Origin of the sequence: uncultured Maribacter sp. (assembly GCF_947500985.1) — a bacterium.
GTDB lineage: Bacteria > Bacteroidota > Bacteroidia > Flavobacteriales > Flavobacteriaceae > Maribacter.
In genome coordinates this window covers 93,164-110,406 of sequence record NZ_CANMTX010000006.1, presented here as the reverse complement: position 1 = coordinate 110,406, position 17,243 = coordinate 93,164, and the positions used below count along the sequence as shown (strand labels likewise).

Here is a 17,243-nt window from a genome sequence, read left to right as displayed (position 1 = left end):
TACTATTTAAAACTATAAATTGTCTTAGTGATAATTGGGAATAATAAATCTAATAAAGCCGTGTTTACTGTAATCGTTTTTAAATGATTTATGTGATTGATTGAATGAGTGTCACTAGCAATAAAATCAATTAAGTTTTCTTTAATCAAATGTGTTGCTACTTTATTTACATCTTTGCCATAATAGTTACTTAAAGAGAGCATGTTTAATTGAAAAAATACACCTTTATCTTTTATCTTATTTAGTGATTTCAACTTATTGTGAAAATAAGCATACCGCTCTGGATGCGCGAAAATTGGAAACAAGCCAGCGCTTTTTATTTTTTCAACCGAACTGTCAAAATTAATAGAAGCCTGTAAGTATGACATCTCTATTAAAAGATAGTTTTTTGCTAGAGGCATAATATCTTTATCTTCTAATATTTTTTCAAAACCAGAATCGATCATGTGCTCTGCTGCAGCCACTACATTTACATGCTCTAAATTGTTCATTTTTAAAGCATTCTTGAGTAGCGATAATGAGCCGTTAATCGTGTTAGGATTGTTAGGATAGTAATTCTCCATGATATGCGGAGTACAGATAAAATCTGTTACTCCAAATTCATTAAAACCTTTTATTAGTTCAATAGAATCTTCAACAGTTTTTGCGCCGTCATCTATTCTTGGTAATATGTGATTATGGATATCGATAAACCCTTCTAGATGATCTATTAAAAAATGTTTTTTAGAGAAAAAGCTGAACATAAATTAAAATTAGATTTTGTTTAACTGCAGATGCAGTGTATATCAAAGTTAGTGTTTATTAAGGTTACCAATTTTTAGTGCTTGCACAAGGTATAATGACAGAACTGTTAGTTTTGAACTATACCAGCATCTTCTAACTTGATAACTATAAAATTGCGCTATTATTTTAGCTAAGAAATAGTTTTTAAATTGTCTAAACCTCTAGGGTTATCTCAGCCTTGAGTAGTAGCTAGGTAAAGATGGTGCTCTATTTAAAATTCATAAACTTTATTAGTTGGATTGGATTATTAAAAGGAGCTACTCAAATAGAAAATTGTAAATAATTTATAGTAATTAAAAGATTAAGCTCATTAGTATATAAATTAAGATTCAATAGGCTTTACATTTAGCTGTCTTGAGCCATACCAAGAAAAGAATTCTCCGTCAGCTAGTCTAACTTCTATATTCTTTAAAACGCTCTTAATGGTTTTTAGATGTTCTTCATTAAAAGGGTAGGGCTCAGATGATAATAAGACTACATCGGGGTTATAATCATTTATTTCCTCTAAGGTAACAATCGGGTATCGATTTTGGTTAGCAAATACGTTTATATACCCACACCTGTTTAGCATTTCACTAATATAGGTATCGCCACCCACGGTCATATAGGGGTCTTTCCAAATAAGATAGCCCACTTTTATTGATGGTCTTTTTGGTTTTAATGTATTATTTAGATGATTAATGATTTCCGTCGCTCGTTTAGAGCTCGAAGTTATTTGCCCAATTTGTTCTATCATTTTAAGACAGTCATCAAATGTTTTGACATCACTAATCCAGACGGGAGCAGATGCACCTAGAGATTCAATTTGATCTCTGTTGTTTTCTTCTTTGTTAGCCAGTATTAAATCAGGATTTAATTTTAGAATCTTTTCCATATTCAAATCCTTTGTGCCACCAATCATACTTTTCGTGAGATAAGGTTTATTGGGATGTACACAGAATTTGGTACAACCAATTACTTTATCGCCTAATCCTAGATCGAACAATAATTCTGTAATAGAGGGAACAACAGAAACTATTCTAGAGGGTGTAGAATTAATTCTGATTTGATTTCCTAGTTGAACATTATATATCATGATTACAGCAGTAATAAGAGTCGTACATCTGCCCTTTTTTTAGGTGAAGTTTTAGTAAACAAAATCAATACATGATTTTAAAAATATCAATTCGGTAAATTTCAGATAAATATTTGTTAATCAATCAAATTTTAAGCTCAGAATTGAAGAAAATTGAAATAATGATAATTAAAATCTTTATTTTCGTATCAACCGAAAATTGTTGTTGTAACATCAATATTTATAAGGTCATTAATGTACTTAACGACTATTAATTGAAGCGTAATTAATTCATCACGTGGAAAAAATCAGGTTACTAAAGATTAAATTGAGCATTTGAAATGAACGATATCACACAAACTCCTTATAAACCTCAAAACCATATACGTATTGTTACAGCGGCTTCCCTTTTCGACGGTCACGATGCTGCCATTAATATTATGCGGAGAATTATACAATCTACAGGTTGTGAGGTTATTCATTTAGGTCATAACCGATCTGTGCAAGAAATTGTTGATTGTGCAATTCAAGAAGATGTGCAGGCAATCGCAATTACTTCATATCAAGGCGGACATGTAGAATACTTTAAGTATATGTATGATTTGTTGCAGGAGAGAGGAGCATCGCAAATTAAGTTGTTCGGTGGTGGTGGTGGAACAATTCTACCTGAAGAGATAGAAGAATTACATGCCTACGGTATTGAGAAAATATATTCTCCGGATGACGGTCGTGCCATGGGACTTCAAGGTATGATCAATGACTTGATTCAAAAAAGTGATTTTCCAGTTGGAGAGCAGCTTAATGTAGAATTAAGCGAATTACAACAACTTAGTTACGCCGATATTGCAAGATTGATTTCTGCTGCAGAGAACTTTTCTGAAAAGTATGAAGGGGTTTTAAATACTATCAGAAAAAAGGTTGAAACGAAAAAAGTAGCTCCCGTATTAGGAATTACAGGAACAGGTGGCTCTGGTAAATCATCGTTAGTAGATGAATTGGTGCGTCGTTTTCTTGTTGATTTTGAGGATAAAAAGATTGCAGTAATTTCTGTAGATCCATCTAAACGTAAAACGGGTGGAGCACTATTAGGAGATCGTATTAGAATGAACGCTATTTTTAATGATAGGGTATACATGCGTTCTTTGGCTACACGCCAGTCAAACTTAGCCTTATCAAAATATGTGAAAGATGCCGTAGATATTACTAAAGCTGCCGGTTTTAATCTAATTATTCTAGAAACCTCGGGTATAGGTCAGTCTGACACTGAAATTACAGAGCATTCAGATGTGTCCTTATATGTCATGACTCCGGAATACGGTGCGGCAACACAATTAGAAAAAATTGATATGCTCGATTTTGCCGATTTAATTGCGTTAAACAAGTTTGATAAAAGAGGGGCTTTAGATGCATTGCGAGATGTGAAAAAGCAATACCAGCGTAATCATCTGTTGTGGGATACTCCTGCAGAAGAACTTCCAGCTTATGGCACTATTGCATCCCAGTTTAATGACCCGGGCATGAATCAGTTGTACAGGGCGGTTATTGATACTTTAGTAGATAAAACTGCCGCTGAGGACTTCAAATCAACTTTTGAAAGTTCTCGAGAAATGTCTGAGAAGATTTACATCATTCCGCCAAAAAGAACAAGATACCTTTCTGAAATAACTGATACTATTCGTGATTATAATGAAAGGGCTGAATATCAAAAAGCGGTCGCCCAAAAACTATTCAGTCTTAAAGAATCTTCTGAAATATTAAGAGATAAGGAAGATGTGTTAAGTGCTATTGAAGCCGCGAAGCAAGAATTGCAATTAGATCTTGATCCACATAATCAAAAAATAATTGATGGGTGGAATGAGAAGAAGGCTAATTATGAAGGAGATTTTTTCACCTACATTGTTAGGGGTAAAGAGGTGAAGGTAGAAACAACGACCAAATCTTTATCGCAAACACAAATACCAAAAGTAATTTTGCCTAAGTACGAAGGCTGGGGAGATATATTGAAATGGTCTTTACAGGAAAACGTACCAGGGGAATTTCCTTTTACGGCAGGTGTATTTCCTTTTAAAAGGCGGGGGGAAGACCCTACCAGAATGTTTGCTGGTGAGGGCGGACCAGAAAGAACGAATAAACGTTTTCATTATGTTTCTAAAGGATTACCGGCAGCTCGCTTGTCTACAGCATTTGATTCGGTGACACTTTATGGTGAAGACCCAGGTTATCGACCAGATATTTACGGAAAAATTGGTAATTCCGGAGTTAGTATTTGCTGTTTGGACGATGCCAAAAAATTATATTCAGGGTTCGATCTATGTGCACCGACGACCTCGGTTTCTATGACTATAAATGGTCCTGCGGCGACTATTGCCGCATTTTTTATGAATGCCGCTATTGATCAGCAATGTGAGAAGTATATTAAGGCGAACGGACTAACTACTGAAGTTAATAAAAAGATTGATGCCATCTATAAGAAGTTAGGAGCTAAGCGCCCAACCTATGCTGGTGAGTTGCCAGAAGGTAATGATGGTCTTGGTTTATTTCTGTTAGGGGTGACTGGTGATCAGGTTTTAAAAGCAGATGTATATGCTAAACTAAAGGCAGATGCATTATCGAAAGTAAGAGGTACGGTACAAGCAGATATACTAAAAGAAGATCAAGCACAGAACACCTGTATTTTTTCTACGGAATTTTCTTTGCGTTTAATGGGTGATGTACAACAGTATTTTATAGATCAGAAAGTCCGTAATTTTTATTCGGTCTCTATTTCTGGTTATCACATTGCAGAAGCAGGGGCGAACCCGATTAGTCAGTTGGCCTTTACACTTGCCAATGGCTTCACTTTTGTAGAATATTACCTTTCTAGAGGAATGCATATTGATGAATTTGCACCCAACCTTTCTTTTTTCTTTAGTAACGGACTTGATCCCGAATATGCGGTAATTGGTAGGGTCGCAAGAAGAATTTGGGCAAAAGCGATGAAGTTGAAATATAACGGGAATGAACGTTCTCAAAAGCTGAAATATCATATTCAAACTTCAGGGCGCTCTTTACATGCGCAAGAGATTGATTTCAATGATATTAGAACCACATTACAAGCGCTTTATGCCATCTATGATAATTGTAATTCTTTGCATACTAATGCATATGATGAAGCAATTACCACGCCTACAGAACATTCTGTAAGAAGGGCAATGGCTATACAATTGATAATTAATAAAGAGCTTGGGTTGGCAAGAAATGAGAATCCGATGCAAGGATCATTTATTACCGAAGAATTGACCGATTTGGTTGAAGAATCCGTTATGGTTGAGTTTGATAGAATTACAAATCGTGGCGGAGTGCTTGGAGCAATGGAAAGTATGTACCAACGCAGTAAAATTCAAGAAGAGAGTTTGTATTATGAAACGAAGAAGCATACTGGGGAGTTGCCAATAATTGGGGTGAATACTTTCTTGTCATCTAACGGGTCTCCTACTATAATACCAGAAGAGGTTATTCGTGCAACCGAAGATGAAAAGAAAGCACAGATTCATAATCTTGAAGATTTACAGAAAAGAAATGCAGCTATCGCAGAAGAATCTTTGAAATCTTTGCAGGATATTGCACTGAATAATGAGAATACTTTTGAGCAATTAATGGAAGCAACTAAATATTGTTCATTAGGTCAAATTACACACGCCATGTTTGAAGTTGGAGGGCAGTATCGTAGAAATATGTAGTTGTTTTTTAAGGATAAAAATCAGGCTATAATTTCTGATTTCTGAAATATATAGGATGTTGATGGTTGCATATCCTTCATTGACTCCTATTTTTACAAAAATAAATAGCCCATGCTTCATTTAAAATTAGCAACTGACCCTCGTTGGGTCAATATTGTAGAAAAGAATATAGAAGAGATTTTAACGGACCATGCATGGTGCGAACAAAAGGCGGCTACGAATGCAATTACTATTATTACGCTAAATTCTGAATACCCAGATTTAGTTACTGATTTACTTTTGTTAGCGCAAGAAGAATTGGTGCATTTTCAAATGGTTCATGATATTATTAAAGAGCGCGGTTATACATTAGGTCGAGAACGTAAGGATAGTTATGTAAATGAGCTTTACAAATTCATGAATAAAGGTGGTAGTCGATTACAGTCTATGGTAGATCGGCTATTATTTTCTGCTATGATAGAAGCCAGAAGCTGCGAACGTTTCAAACTACTTTCAGAGGAAATTAAAGATCCAGAATTATCTAAGTTTTATTATGATTTAATGGTAAGCGAAGCGGGTCATTATACTACTTTCATTGGCTTTGCTCGTAAATATGGTCAAGATGTTGATGTCGACAAACGCTGGCAAGAGTTAGTTGAGTTTGAAGCAGAAGTGATTAAAAACTATGGAAAAGATGAGACCATTCATGGTTGATATTTTTACAGTGGTTATTTGCCGATACAAAAATTAGCAAAAATGTTTCCTAGCAATTCATCATTGGTTACTTGACCGGTAATTTCTCCCAAATGATACAATGCTTCTTTAACGTCAATTGCCATAAGGTCGCTTGAAAGATTTGCTTTCATTCCGAACTGTACCTTTTCTATTTCTTCAAGTGATTTAAGTAATGAATTGTAATGACGGGTGTTGGTTACAATAGTTTCATTATTGCGAAGTGCTCCGGTATTTACAAATTCTAAAAGGCTGTTCTGTAACTCTTCAACGCCTTCGCCTGTTTTTGCAGATAAATATTTTACGTCGTCTAAATATGCGCCAATTTTATTCTTATCATCTTCAGAAAGGGTATCTGCTTTATTAACCAATAAGACTAATGGTTTTAGCGGATTCTGATTTTTTATCTTCTCAAAATCGATGACGATATTCTTCAGTTTTTTGTCATCGGCTAATAGTTTTGAGCCATCAACCAATAACAAAACTACTTGGGCTTGTTCTATCTTTTCAAAAGTCCGCTTAATACCCATGCCTTCCACGACATCTTGTGTTTCGCGAATTCCTGCGGTGTCTATAAATCGAAACCCTATTCCGCCTATAGAAATTTCATCTTCTATGGTATCACGTGTGGTACCTGCAATATCTGATACTAATGCGCGCTCTTCATTTAAAAATGCATTTAAAAGTGTTGATTTGCCCACGTTAGGTTCGCCGACAATAGCAACTGGAATTCCGTTTTTAATTACATTTCCTACTGCAAAAGAATCTATTAAGCTCTGCAATACTTTTTGAATACGTGTAAGTAGTTCTTTAAACTGAGTACGATCCGCGAATTCTACATCTTCTTCAGAAAAATCGAGTTCTAGTTCAATTAAAGATGCGAAATTTAATAACTCTGTTCGAAGTTGTTTAATTTCATTACTGAATCCGCCACGCATTTGTTGCACAGCTATTTGATGGCTAGCGGCATTATCACTAGAAATTAAATCTGCAACTGCTTCAGCCTGACTCAAATCCATTTTACCATTTAAAAAGGCTCTTAGGGTAAATTCACCTGCATCTGCTGTTCTACATCCATTTCTAAGAAATAGCTGAATAATTTGTTGTTGTATATATGGTGAACCATGGCAAGATATTTCTATCACATTTTCTCCAGTATACGAATGTGGATCCTTAAAAATGGATATTAGTGCTTGATCTAATACATTTTTTCCGTCCTTAATATATCCTAAATGAATGGTATGGCTTTTTTGGTTTACAAGAATTTTACCTGAAACTGATTCAAAATGCTTGGAAGCAATAGTAATTGCATCTGCGCCTGAAAGTCTAATAATTGCAATGGCTCCTGCACCTGCCGGAGTTGCTAATGCTATTATGGTATCGTTTTGAATCATGCTGCAAAAATAATCAATTATTAACTGTTGTAGTTTTCTTAATTTAATTGGATTTTGTTTTCAGTGTATAATTATATAGTAATTTTACATAGTATAAAATGTAATTAAAAAATGAAAAAAGTATTTGTATTGTTGGCGTTTGTATTGGTTAGTTCATTAGCTGTTGCTCAAGATGACGCCCCTGAAACTACTGGTGAAATTACTGTAGCTCAGGAAAAAGAAATGGAACAAGTGAAAGAGAAAGTAGATAAAGCAAAAGCCGAAGCTAAGAAAGAAAAGAAGGAAGCTGCTGAACAAAAGAAAAAAGATGCAGCTAAAAAGAAGGAAGATAAGCTTCAAAAGCAAATTGATTCTAAAGCAAAATCTATTTCTAAAGAAGAAAATAAAGTTACAAAATTGAAAGGTCAGCTTGAAAAAGGAAAACTAAAAGGAACGCTTTCTCCTGTAAATATTCAGAAAATAGAAGATAAGGTTGCAAAGAGTCAAATGAGGATTATGAAGGAACAAGAGAAGCTTACAAAATTGAATAGAAAACTATAATTTCTTTAAAAGTTGTAACAATTCGCGACTTTATGCGTCTTATTTGTAGTATTCATCACTAAATCAATCAAAAATGGAACTAGTTAATAAAAACGCAGTAGTTGTTCGTGAAGACCGTAATTTGTTGGTCATTACTCATTTATCTCAATATTTAGATTTTGTAACAGGATTTGGCGGACTCATAGTACCGCTAGTAATTTGGCTAACGACTAAAGATTCTGTTATAGGTATGGATGAGCACGGTAAATCGGTAATTAACTTTCAGTTAACCTTAATCTTATATCTTGTAATCGGAATTCCCGGAATCTTATTATTCGGACTCGGAATCTTATTATTAATATTCGCAGGAATTTTATCAATTGTAATGCCTGCAGTAAATGCAATAAAAGCTAGTAATGGCGAATTGCCAAGCTATTTTGGAACTATACGGTTTATATAGTAATTACACAATAAACAATAAAAAAAGGGTCAGTTTAATAACTGACCCTTTTTAGTTAATAGATTTTAATTACTAGCTGTTAAGCATAACAGGCATTACTAGCATAGTTACAAATTCACCTTCATCCAAACCATCGGTTGGGGTAAGAATACCTGCACGATTTGGTAGGCTCATTTCTAGAGAAACTTCATCAGACCCTAAATTGTTCAACATTTCAGTTAAAAATCTAGAGTTAAACCCTATTTGCATGTCATCACCTTGGTACGAACAGGTTAGTCTTTCTTCTGCTTTATTCGAGTAATCAAGATCTTCTGCAGAGATATTTAATTCTGCACCAGCTATTTTTAAACGTATTTGGTGTGTAGTTTTATTAGAGAAAATTGAAACCCTTTTTACTGAACTTAAGAATTGATTTCTAGCTATAGTAAGTTTATTCGGATTCTCTTTTGGTATTACCGCTTCATAATTAGGGTATTTACCATCGATTAACCTACAGATTAGTTCGGTTTCTTCAAAGATGAACTTTGCATTGCTATCATTGTACTCGATAAGTACATCAGACTCACTACCTGCTAATATACCTTTTAATAAAGTCAAAGGTTTTTTAGGCATAATAAACTCAGCTACTTGAGAAGCTCTTACATCTGTACGTTGATATTTTACCAATTTATGTGCATCTGTAGCAACGAATGTTAAGCTCTCTGGAGAGAACTGAAAAAAGACTCCGCTCATTACAGGTCTTAAATCATCATTACCAGCAGCAAAAATTGTTTTGTTGATAGCAGTTGCTAAAATGTCTCCAAGTAATGTAGTAGAACTTGGACTAGTTAATTCAACCGCTTTAGGGAATTCTGCACCATCAGCGTATGCTAAGGCATATTTACCGTGGTTAGAACTAATTTCTACTGTATTGTTATCCTCAACAACAAAAGTAAGTGGTTGCTCAGGGAAAGTTTTTAAAGTTTCTAAAAGCAATCTTGCCGGTACTGCAATAGTACCTTCATTATCAGAATCTACTTTTATAACCGAACTCATGGTGGTTTCCAAATCGGAAGCTGACACGGTCAGTTTGTCCTTCTGCAAATCGAACAGAAAATTATCCAAAATTGGTAACGTGTTACTGTTGTTGATTACACCTCCTAATATTTGAAGTTGCTTTAGCAAATAGGTACTTGAAACTATAAATTTCATTCTTTAAATTTTATTGATATTAATCTTGAATTCACAAGAAAAATAGGTTTAAACTCCTTATTGTTGGCAGTTTTCGTTACCAACAAAGATATTTTAATTGCCCTTTTTAAGGAAACAAACTTATTAACAGTTTGTTGTCGGTCAAGGTAGTGTATAACACTAAGTATTACTAACTTAAGCTTTTAATATTTGTAATTGACCATTAGTTATTAACTTTTGCTGATTTCGTATCATTTAAAAATACGCTTAAATTTTAATGAAATTCAATTTGCCTTCACTATTCAAAATCTACCATAATGGTATCTCTATAACCTAGGCCTAATAAGGTAGAGGCACCACCAACTGTGGTAAGATTACTTTTATAGATTGCCAATTCAATATATTCTGATGAATTAAATATAGCCAAAAGGTCACCTGCACTTTTACGTTGGTTTTTTTCTAAGCTATAATCTATAAAGTCATTATAAGCTTTATGAATTTTGTTTAATTTATGGTTACGTGCAATAAGGGTATAATTACGATCTTTACGATAGGCGTCAAATAAATTTTTACGAATATTTGTGATAACGTTACCATAGTTATCAATATAGATAACACTGCCAATAATCTTTTTGCCGTCTTCTACTATTCTTGGAGCAAATTCTCTAAGATCGTTTAATTCTGTAAATGGTTTGCCTACTAGTTCTAATGTGCCGCCACGAGCTATATGACACGCAACTTGTATGAAAACATTTAATACGGGAAATGAGTTAGCAATAGAGTCTGGTAAATTTATTTCAAATACTTTTTCTGGAGTCATTTCAGAGGTAATGAGCCCAATGACACCGGTATTTGCGCTAATAAAGTAATGCCCGTTTACAAGTGCTACAATATGCTTGTTATCTGGTGTCTCTTCAGAATCAATACCTACAATATGAATAGTCCCTTTTGGAAAGCTATTGTAAGAGTTAGATAGAATGTATGCACATTCTTGAATGTTGAAAGGCATGATGTCATGCGAAATATCAACAATTTTGGCATCGGGCAATTCTGTATATATGGAGCCTTTTAATACGGCTACAAAGTGATCTTTTAATCCGAAATCTGTTGTTAGGGTGATTATTGCCATACAGCAATGTTGATATGTTTTTGGTTAGTCGAACTTAAAATTTGCTTAAATTTGATATACAAAATTAAACAAAAAACAGCGATTAGAAACTAATCTTCGCTAACTATAAATCATAATAAAACTGACTGTTTGAACGAGATAATTCTAGAACTTACCGAAATTAGCCCGAGAGAGTTTTTTGGGCAGCAAAATGAACATATTGATTTATTAAAAAAGTACTTTCCGAAATTGAAAATTGTTGCCCGTGGTAATAAGATCAAAGTCTTTGGAGATGAAGAACTTTTAGAAGAGTTTGAAAAACGGTTCGATTTACTAACCCAACATTTCATAAAGTATAATAAACTAGACGAAAACAGCATTGAAAGAATTTTAACAAGTTCCGAGGGTGATGAATCTAAATCATCAAAGAACAGTGGAGAAACTTTAGTTCACGGTGTAAGCGGTAGGTTAATTAAAGCCCAAACTGCCAACCAAAGGCGTTTGGTTGATGCTTCCAAAAATAACGATATGGTTTTTGTCATTGGACCAGCTGGTACAGGCAAAACATATACAGGTGTAGCTCTTGCCGTAAAGGCTTTAAAAGAAAAGCAAGTAAAGAAAATTATATTAACAAGACCTGCTGTAGAAGCTGGCGAGAACTTAGGGTTTTTACCAGGTGATCTAAAAGAGAAGCTCGATCCTTATATGCAACCTTTGTATGATGCTCTAAGGGATATGATACCCGCAGAAAAGTTGGTGCATTATATAGAGAATGGAACAATACAAATTGCACCAATGGCATTTATGCGCGGTAGAACTTTAGATAATGCCTTTGTTATTTTAGATGAAGCTCAGAATACCACTCATGCTCAAATGAAAATGTTTTTAACCAGGATGGGTAGAAATGCAAGGTTTTTAATAACTGGAGATCCTGGGCAAATTGATTTACCACGAAGAACAGTTTCAGGATTGAAAGAAGCTTTGTTGATTTTACAGAATGTTGAAGGTATAGAAGTAATCTATCTTGATGATAAAGATGTAATTCGCCATAAACTTGTTAAGAAAGTGATAGAAGCTTATAAAACTATTGAACACCACAATTAAAATTATACATGTCAAATAATACTATTTACGAAACAGAATTCAATTTTCCAGGTCAGAAGAATGTCTATAAAGGCAAAGTGAGATCTGTATATACTTTAGATAATGATATGTTGGTCATGGTAGCGACTGATAGGTTGTCTGCTTTTGATGTAGTGATGCCAAAAGGTATACCTTATAAAGGACAAATTCTAAATCAAATTGCGACTCAAATGATGGCTTCTACCGAAGATATTGTTCCTAATTGGTTAACTGCTACTCCTGATCCTAATGTTGCTGTTGGTGTAGCTTGTGAACCATTTAAAATTGAAATGGTCATTCGTGGGTATTTATCTGGTCATGCAGCTAGAGAGTATAAACTAGGCAAAAGAATACTTTGTGGCGTTGCAATGCCCGACGGTATGAAGGAGAATGATAAATTCCCGAGTCCGATTATCACCCCTGCAACTAAGGCAGAAATGGGAGATCATGATGAAGATATTTCTAAGGAAGATATTTTAAGTAAAGGAATAGTTTCTGCTGAAGATTATGCCGTATTGGAAAAGTACACTTATGCACTCTTTCAAAGAGGAACAGAAATTGCTGCAGATAGAGGATTGATCTTAGTAGATACTAAATATGAATTCGGAAAAACTAAAGAGGGCAAAATTGTATTGATAGATGAAATACACACTCCCGATTCTTCAAGATATTTTTATTCTGAAGGATATCAGAACAGACAAGATGCTGACGAACCTCAAAAACAACTTTCTAAAGAGTTTGTAAGGCAGTGGTTGATTGCTAATGACTTTCAAGGTTTAGAAGGGCAAACTGTACCTGAGATGACTGATGAGTATATCGAATCGGTTTCTGAGCGCTACATTGAACTTTACGAGCACATAACAGGTGAGCCATTTATAAAGGCTGATACTACCCATATTAATGACCGTATCAATAGAAATGTTTTGAATTATTTGGAGAGTCTTTAAGACTATCTAAGTAAATATTTAAGCGAGAAATTTTTCTTTTCCTTTAAGCGAGAAATGATTTTTAAAAAGGCGACGGCTGTAATATAGGCGTCGCCTAATGCTGTATGCCTGTCTTTTTTTGAAATAGAAAATTTTTCGGCAAGTTCATCTAATGTATAATTAGATTTTGGTTGCACTAAGTAAGATTTAATCAGCGTTTTTTTATAGATAACTCCCGTATCTAATATTGTGTTTTTTAGTTTAGGTAAACCATTTCTTTGCAAAGCGGTATTGAGCATTCCCATATCAAAACCAGCATGATGTGCTACAATGATAGCATTGCCAACATATTCAAGAAATTTCTCTAAAGCTAAAACTTCACTAATGCATTCTCGTTGTCCGTTTTTTAAGAGTCCGTGTACATGAACAGTTTCCTTATTAAATTTTTCTTGTTCTAAATAGATATCAAATACTTCTTGTACTGAAATGGTTTCTTTATTAATTTTTACAGCGCCAATTGATAGTATACGGTCATCTTCAAAACTAAAACCTGTTGTCTCTGTATCTAATACTACAAATACTAAATCATTAAAATTTTTACTCAGAGACTCTTTAAAAAGTTCGGCATATTTTATCCAGTAATCTGGTAAATTTTTAGGTGTTCTTTTGAATAATCCCATTATCCTAAAAAATTAGTGACCTTAAAACGGAGTGTGATCAATTCTTGAATTTCTTTAATTGCTTTGAAGGTGCGCTTTAATTTCATTTTTTCTTGTTTGGTCAATTGCTCTAGTTTGATAAAGCGTCCAGAATCATGGTTAGCCAATCCTTGTCTTGTTCTAAATTTCAATAATGCCTTGGTGGCATAAGAGCACGCCAAGTACAACTCTTTATTATTGGGTTCAAGTTCTGCTAATTTCTCATAACGTTCCCAAGTGTTGCTTATAGCTTTTACAGAATGCGATAGTATTAAAACGCGAGCAGCATCTATTAATGGTCTTAATGCTCTACTTTTTAGGTCGAAAAAATCTTTGTGTTGTCCGTCTTGTTCTACAACAAATTGTCTAAAGAATCCTGTTGGTGACGGACTCTGTAATGCTCCATTTGCCAAATGCACTAAGAAAATAGGATAATTCTGAACGGTTCTAAAAATATGGTCAGACATCTTGTCTAGCAAACTGCGCTCACCAAATGCTAAACTATAATCGAAAAATATGGAGGACATCAATACCTCATTCGGTCCTGGATTACCGATCCAGTACGATAGTTTGTTTTTCCATTCCTCTAGACTTAAGCACCACTTAGGGTTAGAAGCCATCATATCTGCTGGGCAGTATTCATAACCTATAGTATTTAATCCTTTGGTTATAAGTTTTGAAAGTTCTAGAAAGTAAGTGGTGGTTTTTGGTAAATCTTCTTCTGGTACATCTTCAAATACTAAAGCATTATCTTGGTCTGTATGCAAGAGCTGCTCACTTCTACCTTGACTTCCTAAAGCCAACCATGCAAATTTCACCGGTGGTGGTGTATCCATCTTAGCAATAGAAATTTCCACTATTTGTTTAATGCATGTATCATTTAGTTCTGCAATAATCTTAGCAATTAATCCTAAAGGAATATTTTGTTCTAAATATCCAGATAACAGTACCATCACGCTCTTTCTAATCTGCTTTATTTTTTTAATACGAGAGGTACGTTTTATCGCTTTTACCAATACAGCGGGATTATCGCCCAAGGATACCATTACGTCATGCTTAGATAAAATACCTAATGCAGTTGAATTAGGTGTACCGTCTTCAGTTATAATCAAATGGCTGATGTTACTCTTCATCATGGCCATTTGTGCCTGGGTAATAGTAAGGTTTTTTGGGTAAGTTATAACGGGCGTTGTCATTATTGATTTTACCGAAGCGGTAATAGGTTGTTCACCTGATATCACTTTATTTCTAAAATCTTTATCAGTTATAATACCTACAGGTAAATCTTTGCTTACCACTATAATAGAACCAATTTTCTTTTTAGACATGATATCAGCAGCCTTTTTTATAGTGGTTCTTGTTGAACAGGTCACTAATTTTTTAGAATAGCTGGCTAATTGTAAATCTGGTAATACGACTTCTTTATTGATTTCTTCTTCCCCATCACCTTCATGATCAAAGAGTTGTCCTTTTTGGCTTTTAGCATAAGGATTACGGGTGTTGGAGGCAAAACTCTCCATTAGAAAAATAGTTACTTCTTCGTTCTGCTTTGCAATAGGTTTAAATATGTCAATAGGAATTCCGTAGAGAATGCATTCTTCATGAGCTCTAGCCTCAAGCTTATAATTTTCATTGGCAAAAAGAGGGCGTAATCCAAATATGTCGCCTTCATCGCAATAGTCAAGAATATTCGAAGTAGCAGGGTTGTTTAAAGTAACAGCGCCTTTATGAACTAAATAAAAATGTGAATGCTGAGGTTCGTCTACCGTAAAGATTACACTGTTCTTCTCCTTATAAACAATAAGTACTTGTTCAGCTAACTGAAATAATGATTTACTATCAAGAACATTAAAAGGAGGGTAATTTTTTATAAAATCGGCTACCCTTTCAGAAATCAGGTTTTTCATAAATTAAAGTTAGCGGAATATTGCTTATAAAAAAAAAGACATCCATTTATACAACTACAGATAAAAAGCAGCTTCGTTTTGAAAAAAAATTAACAATCACTCAAGAAAACACCAACCGCTAATCCGCCTTCAGAGGTTTCTTTGTATTTAGAACTCATGTCTTTTGCGGTTTCCCACATGGTCTGCACTACCTTATCTAATGGAACCTTTGCTGCTGAAGGGTCAGAACCCAATGCAAGCTCTGCAGCATTAATAGCTTTTATGGCACCCATAGAGTTTCGTTCTATACAAGGTATTTGAACTAAACCGCCGATGGGATCGCAGGTGAGTCCTAAATGATGTTCCATGGCAATTTCTGCAGCCATAAGTACCTGTTCGGGCGTGCCACCTAATAGTTCTGTAAGTGCACCTGCAGCCATGGCTGACGATACGCCTATTTCTGCTTGGCAGCCACCCATTGCTGCCGATATGGTAGCTCCTTTTTTGAAAATACTACCTATTTCGCCTGCAACTAATAAAAATTGTTTTACATGTTCAAAATTACCTGCATGGTTTTCAATGACCATATAATACATTAATACAGCAGGTATCACTCCCGCGCTGCCATTTGTAGGCGCAGTAACAACACGACCTAAAGATGCATTTACCTCATTTACACTTAATGCAAAACAACTTACCCATTGTAATATTTGGCGAAATTTTACTTCTGTCTGTCGTATGGTCTGCAGCCATTCTTCGTGTGTGGAGTAGGGTAAGTCACTTTTTAGCTTAGCGTGCATTTCAAAAGCACGTCGCTTCACATTTAATCCACCAGGTAACGTACCTTCTGTGTGGCATCCGGTATACATGCATTCTAACATGGTACACCAAATGCGATTTAGTTCGTAATCTATTTTCTCATTATCTCGTAATGACCTTTCATTTTGTAATACTAGTTCTGATATTTTTAATCCCTCCTTATTACAAAAATCGAGTAGCTCGGTTCCTTTTTGTACTGGAAAAGGAAACTTATTGAACATGTCAACTTTGCGTTTGGCATTTTTTCGTTCTTCACTAATAACAAATCCGCCACCAATGGAATAATAAGTTTTAGAAATCTTTTTACCAGATTTTAGTTTTGCTTGAAACTTTAATCCGTTGGCATGGAAGGGAAGAAATTTTCTATTGAAAACAATATGTTTTTTCGGATCGAAAGTAATTTTATAAGTACCATCTAAATGTAGCACATGCTCATTCTTTATAGTGTTGATTAAAGAATCAATGGAGTCTATTGGCACTAATTCTGGATCGGTACCTAATAAACCTAACATAACAGCATAGTCAGTGGCATGACCTTTACCAGTTAAAGATAGCGAGCCATATAAGTGTACTTCTACTTCTTCAACTTTTTCAAGATTATTTTTAGAATTCAAACGAGCCAGCCATCTTTCGGCAGCACGCCATGGCCCAAGAGTATGTGAACTAGAAGGACCCACGCCAATCTTTAACATATCAAAAACACTAATACTTTCTATCTCCAAACCTGATGTATTTTGTAGGCTAAGGTACAATGTTTAAAGAACCTTTTATGAAACAAAATTGGCATATTTAAGCAGGAGTTAAAGATAATAATGACATCATGTCAGTTTTTCTTGCTTGGCATATTGTTTGTCATTTACAAAACGATTGTAAA

General features: G+C 34.7%; 14 protein-coding genes. 6 read left to right on the top strand and 8 right to left on the bottom strand.

Annotation, left to right across the window (positions count from 1 at the left end; genetic code table 11):
- Positions 1-2: 2 nt before the first annotated feature.
- Positions 3-743, bottom strand: a complete 741-nt coding sequence (locus Q0871_RS14140) for a CpsB/CapC family capsule biosynthesis tyrosine phosphatase (RefSeq protein ID WP_299325028.1) — start codon at positions 741-743, stop codon at positions 3-5.
- Positions 744-1,105: 362 nt separating this feature from the next.
- A complete protein-coding gene (locus Q0871_RS14135; protein ID WP_299325027.1) occupies positions 1,106-1,858 on the bottom strand; it encodes a helical backbone metal receptor in 753 nt (250 codons plus the stop codon).
- A 320-nt stretch (positions 1,859-2,178) separates the two neighbouring features.
- Between Q0871_RS14135 and Q0871_RS14130 the strand changes: the two genes are divergently transcribed.
- Positions 2,179-5,556 (top strand): methylmalonyl-CoA mutase family protein, encoded by a 3,378-nt coding sequence (locus Q0871_RS14130; protein WP_299325026.1) that lies wholly within the window; start codon positions 2,179-2,181, stop codon positions 5,554-5,556.
- 111 nt (positions 5,557-5,667) lie between these two features.
- Positions 5,668-6,249 carry a tRNA-(ms[2]io[6]A)-hydroxylase gene (locus Q0871_RS14125; protein ID WP_299325025.1) on the top strand — a complete coding sequence of 194 codons (582 nt, stop codon included), beginning with the start codon at positions 5,668-5,670 and terminating at the stop codon, positions 6,247-6,249.
- Between the two features lie 14 nt (positions 6,250-6,263).
- Here the strand turns inward: Q0871_RS14125 and mnmE are convergent, their stop codons facing one another.
- Complete coding sequence (mnmE, locus tag Q0871_RS14120) at positions 6,264-7,661, bottom strand: tRNA uridine-5-carboxymethylaminomethyl(34) synthesis GTPase MnmE (RefSeq protein WP_299325022.1); 1,398 nt, start codon at positions 7,659-7,661, stop codon at positions 6,264-6,266.
- Positions 7,662-7,772: 111 nt separating this feature from the next.
- On the opposite strand from mnmE, the gene Q0871_RS14115 reads away from it, so the two are divergent.
- Both Q0871_RS14115 and Q0871_RS14110 read left to right on the top strand, forming a co-directional pair.
- Positions 7,773-8,201 carry a hypothetical protein gene (locus Q0871_RS14115; RefSeq protein WP_299325019.1) on the top strand — a complete coding sequence of 143 codons (429 nt, stop codon included), beginning with the start codon at positions 7,773-7,775 and terminating at the stop codon, positions 8,199-8,201.
- Between the two features lie 73 nt (positions 8,202-8,274).
- Positions 8,275-8,640 carry a DUF4870 domain-containing protein gene (locus Q0871_RS14110; RefSeq protein WP_299325017.1) on the top strand — a complete coding sequence of 122 codons (366 nt, stop codon included), beginning with the start codon at positions 8,275-8,277 and terminating at the stop codon, positions 8,638-8,640.
- 72 nt (positions 8,641-8,712) lie between these two features.
- On the opposite strand, the gene dnaN is transcribed toward Q0871_RS14110, so the two are convergent.
- Positions 8,713-9,831: a DNA polymerase III subunit beta gene (dnaN, locus tag Q0871_RS14105; RefSeq protein WP_299325015.1), complete on the bottom strand. Its 1,119-nt coding sequence runs from the start codon at positions 9,829-9,831 to the stop codon at positions 8,713-8,715.
- A 277-nt stretch (positions 9,832-10,108) separates the two neighbouring features.
- Complete coding sequence (locus Q0871_RS14100; RefSeq protein ID WP_299325012.1) at positions 10,109-10,939, bottom strand: SAM-dependent chlorinase/fluorinase; 831 nt, start codon at positions 10,937-10,939, stop codon at positions 10,109-10,111.
- 129 nt (positions 10,940-11,068) lie between these two features.
- Here Q0871_RS14100 and Q0871_RS14095 point away from each other — a divergent pair, with 129 nt between their 5' ends.
- Entirely contained in the window at positions 11,069-12,022 is a 954-nt protein-coding gene (locus Q0871_RS14095) for a PhoH family protein (RefSeq protein WP_299325010.1), read from the top strand.
- An 8-nt stretch (positions 12,023-12,030) separates the two neighbouring features.
- On the top strand, positions 12,031-12,987 hold the full coding sequence (locus Q0871_RS14090; protein WP_299325007.1) for a phosphoribosylaminoimidazolesuccinocarboxamide synthase: 957 nt from the start codon (positions 12,031-12,033) through the stop codon (positions 12,985-12,987).
- Positions 12,988-12,989: 2 nt separating this feature from the next.
- On the opposite strand, the gene Q0871_RS14085 is transcribed toward Q0871_RS14090, so the two are convergent.
- The 3 genes from Q0871_RS14085 to Q0871_RS14075 all read right to left on the bottom strand — a co-directional run bounded on the left by Q0871_RS14085 (position 12,990) and on the right by Q0871_RS14075 (position 17,085).
- Complete coding sequence (locus Q0871_RS14085; RefSeq protein ID WP_299325006.1) at positions 12,990-13,646, bottom strand: PolC-type DNA polymerase III; 657 nt, start codon at positions 13,644-13,646, stop codon at positions 12,990-12,992.
- Positions 13,646-15,571, bottom strand: coding sequence for a DUF294 nucleotidyltransferase-like domain-containing protein (locus Q0871_RS14080; protein ID WP_299325005.1), 1,926 nt, complete (start codon positions 15,569-15,571; stop codon positions 13,646-13,648). The genes Q0871_RS14085 and Q0871_RS14080 overlap by 1 nt, the downstream gene beginning before the upstream one ends.
- An 89-nt stretch (positions 15,572-15,660) precedes the next feature.
- Positions 15,661-17,085, bottom strand: a complete 1,425-nt coding sequence (locus Q0871_RS14075) for an L-serine ammonia-lyase (RefSeq protein WP_299325216.1) — start codon at positions 17,083-17,085, stop codon at positions 15,661-15,663.
- Positions 17,086-17,243 lie beyond the last annotated feature (158 nt).

Excerpts from the sequence above, each read along its gene's own strand:
- Q0871_RS14110 (WP_299325017.1), top strand. The coding sequence starts at position 8,275 with ATGGAACTAGTTAATAAAAACGCAGTAGTTGTTCGTGAAGACCGTAAT.
- Q0871_RS14085 (WP_299325006.1), bottom strand. The coding sequence starts at position 13,646 with ATGGGATTATTCAAAAGAACACCTAAAAATTTACCAGATTACTGGATA.
- Q0871_RS14100 (WP_299325012.1), bottom strand. The coding sequence starts at position 10,939 with ATGGCAATAATCACCCTAACAACAGATTTCGGATTAAAAGATCACTTT.
- dnaN (WP_299325015.1), bottom strand. The coding sequence starts at position 9,831 with ATGAAATTTATAGTTTCAAGTACCTATTTGCTAAAGCAACTTCAAATA.
- Q0871_RS14115 (WP_299325019.1), top strand. The coding sequence starts at position 7,773 with ATGAAAAAAGTATTTGTATTGTTGGCGTTTGTATTGGTTAGTTCATTA.
- Q0871_RS14135 (WP_299325027.1), bottom strand. The coding sequence starts at position 1,858 with ATGATATATAATGTTCAACTAGGAAATCAAATCAGAATTAATTCTACA.
- Q0871_RS14125 (WP_299325025.1), top strand. The coding sequence starts at position 5,668 with ATGCTTCATTTAAAATTAGCAACTGACCCTCGTTGGGTCAATATTGTA.
- Q0871_RS14140 (WP_299325028.1), bottom strand. The coding sequence starts at position 743 with ATGTTCAGCTTTTTCTCTAAAAAACATTTTTTAATAGATCATCTAGAA.
- mnmE (WP_299325022.1), bottom strand. The coding sequence starts at position 7,661 with ATGATTCAAAACGATACCATAATAGCATTAGCAACTCCGGCAGGTGCA.
- Q0871_RS14080 (WP_299325005.1), bottom strand. The coding sequence starts at position 15,571 with ATGAAAAACCTGATTTCTGAAAGGGTAGCCGATTTTATAAAAAATTAC.
- Q0871_RS14130 (WP_299325026.1), top strand. The coding sequence starts at position 2,179 with ATGAACGATATCACACAAACTCCTTATAAACCTCAAAACCATATACGT.
- Q0871_RS14090 (WP_299325007.1), top strand. The coding sequence starts at position 12,031 with ATGTCAAATAATACTATTTACGAAACAGAATTCAATTTTCCAGGTCAG.